A 9,240-nucleotide genomic window follows, 5' to 3' on the forward strand; every position below is an offset into this window, starting at 1 on the left:
CCCCAGCATGATCGCGTCGTTGTGGGCGCCCGCGACCAGGTGGAGAAGCACCAGCGGATTGAGGGCTCCCAGCCAGAGCGCGGCGGCCGGGTCCGCGCCGCTGTGCCGGGCGAGCCGGGGCAGGGCGGCGGCCATCAGGCCCACTCCGAGCAGGGCGACGAGCCGCATCCCGAAGAGCCCGGCGGGAAGTTCGCCCCGGGTCAGTCCGGACAGCCCCGAGGCCATGGCGAGGAACACCGGTCCGTACGGCGCCCCGGTGTGCTGCCACAGCGGGGCGACCTCGTCGGCGAGGGGGCCGCCGAGCGCGGCGGGGCCGTGCGCGTAGACGTCCATGTGGGCGTCGACCATGGCGCCCTGCGCGAGATAGCTGTACACGTCCCGGCTGAACAGTGGTGGCGCGAGCAGCAACGGCGCCGCCCATACGGCGAGGACCAGCAGCAGCGAGCGCGGGGTCGGCGGTTCGGCGCTGCGGATCAGCTTGCCCAGCAGCAGCCAGGCCGCTATCAGCAGGACGACACCGAAGTAGACGCCGACCAGCCCCAGCGCGGCCTGCGCGGAGGCCGGGGAGAAGAGGTCGGCGGACGGCAGCGCTCCGGCCGTCTCACCGCCCAGCGCGAGGACGGCGGTTCCGGCCAGACCGAGTACCTGGCAGCGGCGGAGATCGACGGGAAAAGCCATGGCCAACACTCGCCAAGCGTGTCAACGCCGGATGGCGGGAAAGCGACGTGCCGCTCTCCGTGCGGCGGACTGCGCGTGACCTCCGTGTGATCGGGCCTGGATACCCGTGAATTCGCCCTGTCCGTCAGAACACCGACACTCCGGTCAGCGTCGTGAAGCGGTCCAGGGCCGCGACTCCGGCCACCGAGTTCCCCCGCTCGTCGAGTCCCGGGCTCCAGACCGCGAGGGTGCACCGGCCCGGGACGATCGCGATGATCCCGCCGCCCACCCCGCTCTTGCCGGGCAGTCCCACCCGGTAGGCGAACTCGCCCGCCGCGTCGTACGTCCCGCACGTCAGCATCACCGCGTTGACCTGCTTGGCCTGGGTGAGGGTGAGCAGCCGGGTGCCGTCGGCGCGGCTGCCGTGCCGGGCCAGGAAACCGGCCGCGAGCGCGAGGTCGGCGCAGGACGCCATGACGGAGCACTGCCGGAAGTACTGGTCGAGGAGGACGGGCACCTCGTTGTCGATGTTGCCGTAGGACTTCATGAAGTGGGCCAGGGCCGCGTTGCGATCGCCGTTCGCGGACTCGGAGGCGGCAACCTCCTTGTCGAAGTCGAGGGACGGGTTGCCGCTCTCCGCGCGCAGGAAGGCCAGCAGCTCGCCCGCCGCGTCGCCGGTACGGGTCTGCAGCCGGTCGGTGACGACGAGCGCGCCCGCGTTGATGAACGGGTTGCGCGGGATGCCGCTCTCGTACTCCAGCTGGACAAGGGAGTTGAAGGGGTTGCCCGAGGGCTCGCGGCCCACGTGCTCCCACAGCTCGTCGCCCTCGCGGGCCAGGTCGAGGGCGAGAGTGAAGACCTTGGTGATGGACTGCGTGGAGAACGGCTGCCGCCAGTCCCCCACGCCGTAGACCGTGCCGTCCAGCTCCGCGACGGCCATGCCGAAGCGGCGCGGGTCGCAGGCCGCGAGCGCCGGGATGTAGTCGGCGGCCCGGCCCCGGCCGGGCATCCGCTCTATCTCACCGGCGATGCGCTCCAGGACCGGCTGGAAGGTCATCGATGGGGACATGATCACCATTGTGCCTCCGGGCGGGTCCTGGTGCGCGTGGGCGGATCAGACAGCTACGGGTCCGCGGCCGGCCAGGACCTCGGGGCGCAGCAGAGCCGCAAGGGTCTCGGCGGGCAACAGGCCCTTCTCCAGGACGAGTTCGGCCACGCCCCGGCCGGAGGCGAGGGCCTCCTTGGCGATGTCGGTGGCGGCCGTGTACCCGATGTGCGGGTTCAGGGCGGTCACCAGACCGATGGAGTTCTCCACGCTCGCGCGCAGCGCCTCGGTGTTGGCGGTGATGCCGTCCACGCAGCGCTCGGCGAGGGTCAGGCAGGCGGCGCGCAGATGCGTGATGGACTCCGACAGCGAGTGCAGGATGATCGGCTCGAACGCGTTGAGCTGGAGCTGTCCGGCCTCGGCGGCCATCGTGATGGTGACGTCGTTGCCGATCACCTCGAAGGCGACCTGGTTGACGACCTCGGGGATCACCGGGTTGACCTTCCCCGGCATGATGCTCGAACCGGCCTGCACCGGCGGCAGGTTGATCTCCCCGAGCCCCGCGCGCGGCCCCGAGGACAGCAGCCGCAGGTCGTTGCAGCTCTTGGAGAGCTTGACCGCGACCCGCTTCAGTACACCCGACATCTGCACGAACGCCCCGCAGTCCTGCGTGGCCTCGACCAGGTTGACCGCGGTCACGAGCGGCAGCCCGGTGATCTCGGCGAGGTGCCGCCGCGCCGACTCGGCGTACCCGGCGGGTGCATTGAGTCCGGTGCCGATGGCCGTGGCGCCCAGGTTGATCTCATGGATCAACTGGACAGCCTCGTCAAGACGTTGACGATCCTCGTCAATCATGACGGCATACGCGGAGAACTCTTGACCGAGCGTCATCGGCACCGCGTCCTGCAACTGTGTACGGCCCATCTTGAGCACGTCACGGAACTCGACGGCCTTACGGGCGAACGCGTCCTGCAGTACGGACATTGACGCGATCAATCCATGTACGGCAAAGACAGTCGCTATCTTGACGGCGGTCGGATACACGTCATTGGTCGACTGTCCGAGGTTGACGTCCTCGTTCGGGTGCAGGTACTGGTACTCGCCCTTGCCATGCCCCAGCAACTCCAACGCCCGGTTGGCGACGACCTCGTTGGCGTTCATGTTGGTCGAGGTGCCGGCCCCGCCCTGAACCACGTCCACGACGAACTGGTCGTGCAGTTTCCCGTCCCGGATCTCCCGGCAGGCGGCAACAATGACGGCCGTCTTCTCCGACGAGAGCAGCCCCAACTCCTCATTGGCGAGAGCGGCGGCTTCCTTGACGGCAGCAAGGGCATTGATCAAGTGCGGGTAGACGGAGATCGGCGTCCCGGTGATGGGGAAGTTCTCCGTGGCACGCAGGGTGTGAACACCCCAGTAGGCGGAGGCGGGTACATCCCGGTCCCCGAGGAGGTCGTGTTCGCTGCGGTACATGAGGGTGCAGGTCCTCTTTCGTTGGGATGAGTGCAACGCCCCTTCTTTTAGGGGCGCGGGGAACTGCGCGACCAGCCACAACGGACCCGCGCATCCCCACAACCGATCTAGGCACACGCAGAAAACGGCAACACCGGGTCCAAAGCCCGCACAGGCCGAACACAACCCACCGGCTCCCCGCCCCCAAGCAACGACTCCCCCGCAAACTCGGCAAGCAGCGAGGGCGAAACCCCAGCCCGAGCAAGCCCAGCAGCAGCGACAGGCACCCTCGCCCGATTCGCCCCGTCCGAGATCTTCACAGCAACAGCCCGCCCATCCGGCAACGCGGCAACCTCAACCCCCTCGAACCCGTCCTTGGCCAACAGCCCGGGAACGGCCCGCATCAACGCGGCCACGTCCCGCCCGGACCCGGACGCCATCTCGGCGTACTCCCGCATCGCGTCCGCAACCCGAGCCTCGGGCGTACCAGGCGCCGCAGTAGTAATCCGCGAAACGGCCCGAGCAAGCCCATGGAGAGAGATGGAGAACAAAGGAGCCCCGCACCCGTCCACACTCACCCGGGCGATCCGCTGCCCGGTGAGGTCCTCGACGATCTCCGCGATCGCCTGCTGAAGCGGATGCGCGGGGTCGAGATAGTCGTCGAGCGACCAACCATTGAGCTTCGACACATACAACATCGCCGCATGCTTCCCGGAACAGTTCTGGGCAAGCCGGGACGGCAACCGCCCCTCGCGCACCCAGGCATCCCGGACGACCGGGTCGAAGGGCAGATCCGGGACGTTGCGCAGATCGTCTTCCGTGAGCCCCGCGAGTTCGAGGATGCGCCGGGTCCCGGCGAGGTGGCGTTCCTCGCCGGAGTGGCTGGCGGCGGCGAGCGAGAGCAGCTCGCCGTCGAGCGGCAGTCCCGCCCGCACCATGGCGACGGCCTGGACGGGCTTGATCGCCGAGCGCGGGTAGAACGCGGCCTCGATGTCGCCGATCTGCAGCTGGACGGTTCCGTCGCCGTCGAGGACGACGACGGAACCGTAGTGGATGCCCTCGATCATTCCGCCGCGTATGAGGTGGGCGACGGGTGCGTGGAGGGGTTCACGGATGAGGGGTGGGTCCGCGAGGGAACTGCTGTACATCGCTGCCTGTCAGGGTTGGGACGGCGTGGGTCTCACGCGTCGGGTGCGGTGGTGGACGTGCTGGCCACGCGGCGGCGGACGGCGAACCATCCGGCGACCAGCGCGGCGGCGATCAGCGGCAGGCACAGCACGGTGGTGCGTCCGGCGCCGCCGTCGGCGTACATGAGGACCAGGACGGAGGCGAGGAAGGCCAGCGTCACGAGTTCGGTCCAGGGAGAGCCCGGCAACCGGTAGCTGGGCCGGGTCAGTTCGCCCTTCTCGGTCTTCTGCCAGAAGAGGAAGTGACAGAGCATGATCATGCCCCAGGTGGAGAGGATGCCGATCGCGGCGAAGTTGAGGACGATCTCGAACGCGTCGGCCGGGACTACGAAGTTGAGGCCGACGCCGAGGACGCAGATGCCGCTGGTGAGCAGGATGCCGCCGTAGGGGACCTGGCTGCGGCTCATGACCGAGGTGAACTTGGGGGCGGAGCCGGACATCGCCATGGAGCGGAGGATGCGGCCGGTGGAGTACAGGCCGGAGTTGAGCGAGGACATGGCCGCGGTGAGGACGACGAGGTTCATGACGCCGCCGGCCGCCGGGATACCGATGTTCGACAGCACTGTCACGAAGGGACTCTGGCCCGCGCTGTACTTGTTCCACGGCAGCAGCATCGACAGCAGGACGACCGAGCCGACGTAGAAGAGGCCGACGCGCCACATGATCGAGTTGATCGCCTTCGGCATGATCTTCTCGGGGTTCTCGGTCTCACCGGCGGCGACTCCGACCAGCTCGACAGAGGCGTAGGCGAAAACGACGCCCTGGATGATCAGCAGCATGGGCAGCAGGCCGTTGGGGAAGATGCCGCCGTTGTCGGTGATCAGGGACGGGCCGGGGGTGGTGCCGTCGACGGGGTGCTGGGTGACCAGCAGGAAGATGCCGATCAGCATGAAGACGACGAGTGCGCTGACCTTGATGATCGCGAACCAGAACTCCAGCTCGCCGAAGAGCCGGACCGAGATCAAGTTGACCGTCAGGACGACCGCGAGGGCGATCAATGCGATCACCCATTGCGGGATGTCGGAGAACATGCCCCAGTAGTGCGTGTACACGGCCACCGCGGTGATGTCGGCGATGCCGGTGGTGGCCCAGTTCAGGAAGTACATCCAGCCCGCTATGTATGCGCCCTTCTCGCCGAGGAACTCGCGGGCGTACGACACGAAGGCGCCGGACGAGGGCCGGTAGAGGACGAGTTCGCCGAGGGCGCGTACGACGAGGAAGGCGAAGAGGCCGCAGACCGCGTACGCGATGAACAGCGAGGGGCCGGCGTCGGCGAGCCGGCCGCCGGCGCCGAGGAAGAGGCCGGTGCCTATCGCGCCGCCGATGGCGATCATGTTGACGTGCCGGGACTTCAGGGACTTGCTGTAGCCGGCGTCTCCGGCGTCGACATGGCCGGATCGTTTCTGCACGCCGTCGTGCAGGGACTGCTCGCTCACGCCTCGGGTCCGCCTTCCGTGGAGGTGTCCGTGCGCGCGGGGCGCACGATGTCGGTGAGGGTCGTCTCGACCCGGTCGAGGTGGTGGGACATGGCCTCGACGGCGTCCGGCTCGCTGCCGTCGATCAGCGCCTCGACGATCGCCCGGTGCTCGCGGTTGGACTGCTCGCGCCGGCCGCCGAGTTCGTTGAGGAACGCGGACTGGCGGGCCAACGCGTCCCGGATCTCCTCGATGACCCGGCGGAACACCGGGTTCTGGGCGGCCTCCGCCACCGCGAGGTGGAAGAGCGTGTCCATCGCGACCCACGCGGTGGTGTCCGTCTCCCGTTCCATGCGGTCCAGGAGGTGGGCCAGGTGGTCCAGGTTCTCCGGGGTACGGCGCAGCGCCGCGTACCCGGCGACCGGGATCTCGACGTGGCGGCGCACTTCCAGGAGGTCGCTGGCCGCGTAGTCGCCGAAGGTGGGGTCCTCCACGGCGTTGGCCACCACGAAGGTGCCCTTGCCGGTCTTGGAGACGGTCAGCCCCATGGTCTGCAGGGCCCGCAGGGCCTCGCGGAGCACGGGCCTGCTGATCTCCAGGGTGCGGCACAGCTCCGCCTCGGAGGGGAGCTTGTCGCCGATGGCGTAGTCGCCGCGCTCGATGGCGCCGCGGAGGTGGACAAGCACCGCTTCCATGGCGCTGACGCGCCGCGGCCCGACTCCACCTGTCTGGCTGTCTGACAGGTTCACGGACGTGATCCTGCGGGTGACGGGACAGTGCTGTCAAGCGATCGGAAAAGAAAAATACAGCGGGCGTGAAGCCTGAAAATCCGGCTTCACGCCCGCTGTGATGATCGTCCGTGCGGAGTCTGAGACCGTCAGCTGCTGAGCACACCCGTGCCGAGCAGCCCGAACAGCAGCAGGCCGATGATGATCCGGTAGATCACGAACGCGTTGAAGGAGTGCTTCGCGACGAACTTCAGCAGCCAGGCGATGGAGGCGTAGGCGACCACGAACGACACGATCGTGCCGACGGCCAGCGGAGCGGCGCCCACGCCTGCCCCGAGGGCGTCCTTCAGCTCGTAGATGCCGGCGCCGGTCAGCGCGGGGATGCCGAGGAAGAAGGAGAGCCGGGTCGCGGCGACGCGGTCCAGGTCGAGGATGAGACCGGTGGACATCGTGGCGCCGGAGCGCGAGAAGCCGGGGAAGAGCAGCGCCAGGATCTGCGAACTGCCCACCAGCATCGCGTCCTTGAACGTGACGTCGTCCTCACCGCGCTTGTGCCGGCCCATCTGGTCCGCCGCCCACATGACACCACTGCCGACGATCAGCGAGGCGGCCACCACCCACAGCGAGCCGAGCGGCCCGTCGATGAGCGGCTTCGCGGCGAGACCCACCAGCACGATCGGGATCGTCGCGTAGATCACCCACCAGGCGAACTTGTAGTCGTGGTGATAGCGCTCCTCGCGATTGCGCAGGCCACGGCCCCACGCGGTCACGATCCGCACGATGTCCTTGAAGAAGTACACGAGCACGGCGGCGATGGCGCCGACCTGGATGACGGCCGAAAACCCGACTACGGCGTCGTCGTCGACGGGGATGCTCATCAGCCCCTCGACGATCTTCAGATGGCCGGTCGAGGAGACGGGCAGGAACTCGGTCACCCCCTCGACGACTCCGAGGATGGCGGCCTGACCGACGCTGATGACGCTCATGAGATCCAGTTCTTCGGGATTGGTCGACAGTGCTGTAGACAATAGCGCTGGAGGCGGTCCTGTTCGGGCGCGGGATCCGCCCGATTTCTTACGCCCACAGGGCCTGCGCGATCGACACCCCGGCAAATGCCGCACCGAGGCCCGCCATCACGCTGCCGACGACGTTGGCGGCAGCGTAGAGCCCCGCCCCCGTCTCGGTCAGTCGCAGTGTCTCGTACGAGAAGGTCGAGTATGTCGTCAGGGCCCCGCAAAGGCCTGTCCCGACGAGGAGTTGGAGATGTGATCCCGCCGCACCGGCGGACACCGCACCGGTCAGTGTGCCCAGGATCAGACAGCCGGTGACGTTCACCGCGTAGGTGCCCCAGGGGAAGACGGAGTCGTGTCGGGTCTGCACGGCGCGGTCGGTGAGATAACGCAGCGGGGCGCCGACGACGGCTCCCGCGACGACCAACAGCCAGTTCACAACGACCTCTTACCCTTGCGGTCCGTTTCACCGGAGCCGTCCGCGCGGCCGACATACCGAATGACCTCGCAGTCGTCGAGGATCACGAGCCCTTCGCCGACCAGTTCGTCGAGCTGCGGCAGAAAGGCCCGTACGCGCTCCTCGGTGTCCACGATCACGATCGCCACCGGCAGGTCCTCGCTGAGCGACAGCAGCCGTGAGGTGTGGATCAGGGAGGAGGCGCCGAAGCCCTCGATGCCCCGGAAGACACTGGCACCGGCCAGCCCCGCGGTGTGCGCGCGGTGGACGATCTCCGTGTAGAGGGGCTTGTGGTGCCAGGTGTCGTTCTCGCCGATGAAGACGGTCACGCGCAGGGCGCTGCCGGTCAGCCTGGTCATCGCTGCCTCCACTTCAGGACGCGCCGGGCCGCCGTCACCGCGAGCCACACCGCCGCGAGGGCCGCGAGCAGGGTCGCGGCGAGATAGGCCAGCGCGGTGCGGGGATGGCCCGCGTCGACCAGTTTCTGGATGTCGACGGCATACGTCGAGAAGGTGGTGAAGCCGCCGAGCACACCGGTGCCGAAGAACGGCCGCACCAGCCGGTGGGCGGCCCACACATCGGTGATGACCACCATGAACACGCCGATCACGGCGCAGCCGACCACATTGATCCCGAACGTCGTCCAGGGAAAACCGCCGCTCCGCGCGGGCCACCACAGGGAGGCCGCGTAACGTCCCGTGGCCCCGATCGCACCGCCGAGCGCGACCACCGCGACCACGGGTCCCTGACCGCGCCAGACGGACGGACGCGGGGTCTGTGGTCGGGCGCGCAGGCTCTCGGCTTCGGGAGCGGTCATGGCCGTACGTCTCCTACTCGTCGGGGGCCCTGGGGGCACACGCCTCTACAAGTAGGGACCGTTGGCGGCACCTCTGCCGCGGTTCGGGTACGGCGGGCCCCACCGCCGCGCCGCGAGGAGTGCTCGCGGCCGGGCATCAGGGTAACGCCGGGGACGTGCCGGGGTCACTTCGGGGCGGGCGGCTCGCACAGCGCGATCCCGCGCTCCCGCACGCTGCCCAGCACCAGGTGCCCGGCGGCCTCGCACACGCTGGTGGCCATCCGGTACGACGAGCCGCGCGCGACGAGGTGATGGACGACGGCTCCGTCGTCGTCGAACGCCATGGCCCCGATCATGCCGGTGGGGCGGAAGGGCACGCGCACGGCAGACCACAACCTGTGCCTGCGTCTTCTGCGCCAAGCCGTCAGCGGGGGCGTGATCGAGGCCGCCGCCGTGCTCGGCGACCGGCTCTCCGCCGTCGACAAGGACGCCGAGG

10 protein-coding genes and 1 pseudogene are annotated in these 9,240 nt (G+C 68.7%); all 11 read right to left on the bottom strand.

What is annotated here, in order from left to right; genetic code table 11:
- Positions 1 to 678, bottom strand: a 678-nt coding sequence (gene mptB, locus R6V09_RS37740; RefSeq protein ID WP_317885989.1) for a polyprenol phosphomannose-dependent alpha 1,6 mannosyltransferase MptB, incomplete at its 3' end; no start/stop codon positions are given.
- A gap of 124 nt (positions 679 to 802) precedes the next feature.
- Positions 803 to 1,735: a glutaminase gene (locus R6V09_RS37745; RefSeq protein ID WP_317885990.1), complete on the bottom strand. Its 933-nt coding sequence runs from the start codon at positions 1,733 to 1,735 to the stop codon at positions 803 to 805.
- Between the two features lie 36 nt (positions 1,736 to 1,771).
- Positions 1,772 to 3,172 carry an aspartate ammonia-lyase gene (aspA, locus tag R6V09_RS37750; RefSeq protein ID WP_317885991.1) on the bottom strand — a complete coding sequence of 467 codons (1,401 nt, stop codon included), beginning with the start codon at positions 3,170 to 3,172 and terminating at the stop codon, positions 1,772 to 1,774.
- 107 nt (positions 3,173 to 3,279) lie between these two features.
- Entirely contained in the window at positions 3,280 to 4,299 is a 1,020-nt protein-coding gene (locus R6V09_RS37755; RefSeq protein WP_317885992.1) for an asparaginase, read from the bottom strand.
- A 32-nt stretch (positions 4,300 to 4,331) separates the two neighbouring features.
- On the bottom strand, positions 4,332 to 5,774 hold the full coding sequence (locus R6V09_RS37760; RefSeq protein ID WP_317885993.1) for an amino acid permease: 1,443 nt from the start codon (positions 5,772 to 5,774) through the stop codon (positions 4,332 to 4,334).
- Complete coding sequence (locus R6V09_RS37765) at positions 5,771 to 6,448, bottom strand: FadR/GntR family transcriptional regulator (protein ID WP_317885998.1); 678 nt, start codon at positions 6,446 to 6,448, stop codon at positions 5,771 to 5,773. Before R6V09_RS37765 ends, R6V09_RS37760 begins: the two co-directional genes overlap by 4 nt.
- Positions 6,449 to 6,630: 182 nt before the next feature.
- On the bottom strand, positions 6,631 to 7,467 hold the full coding sequence (locus tag R6V09_RS37770) for an undecaprenyl-diphosphate phosphatase (RefSeq protein WP_317885994.1): 837 nt from the start codon (positions 7,465 to 7,467) through the stop codon (positions 6,631 to 6,633).
- An 88-nt stretch (positions 7,468 to 7,555) separates the two neighbouring features.
- Positions 7,556 to 7,930 (bottom strand): fluoride efflux transporter CrcB, encoded by a 375-nt coding sequence (gene crcB, locus R6V09_RS37775; RefSeq protein ID WP_317885995.1) that lies wholly within the window; start codon positions 7,928 to 7,930, stop codon positions 7,556 to 7,558.
- Entirely contained in the window at positions 7,927 to 8,307 is a 381-nt protein-coding gene (locus R6V09_RS37780) for a DUF190 domain-containing protein (protein ID WP_317885996.1), read from the bottom strand. Before R6V09_RS37780 ends, crcB (R6V09_RS37775) begins: the two co-directional genes overlap by 4 nt.
- Positions 8,304 to 8,765, bottom strand: a complete 462-nt coding sequence (crcB, locus tag R6V09_RS37785) for a fluoride efflux transporter CrcB (RefSeq protein WP_317885997.1) — start codon at positions 8,763 to 8,765, stop codon at positions 8,304 to 8,306. Before crcB (R6V09_RS37785) ends, R6V09_RS37780 begins: the two co-directional genes overlap by 4 nt.
- 164 nt (positions 8,766 to 8,929) lie before the next feature.
- Positions 8,930 to 9,130: pseudogene (locus tag R6V09_RS37790) on the bottom strand (SMP-30/gluconolactonase/LRE family protein); the annotation flags it as partial.
- Positions 9,131 to 9,240: the final 110 nt, after the last annotated feature.

Source organism: Streptomyces sp. W16, from assembly GCF_033194735.1.
GTDB lineage: Bacteria > Actinomycetota > Actinomycetes > Streptomycetales > Streptomycetaceae > Streptomyces.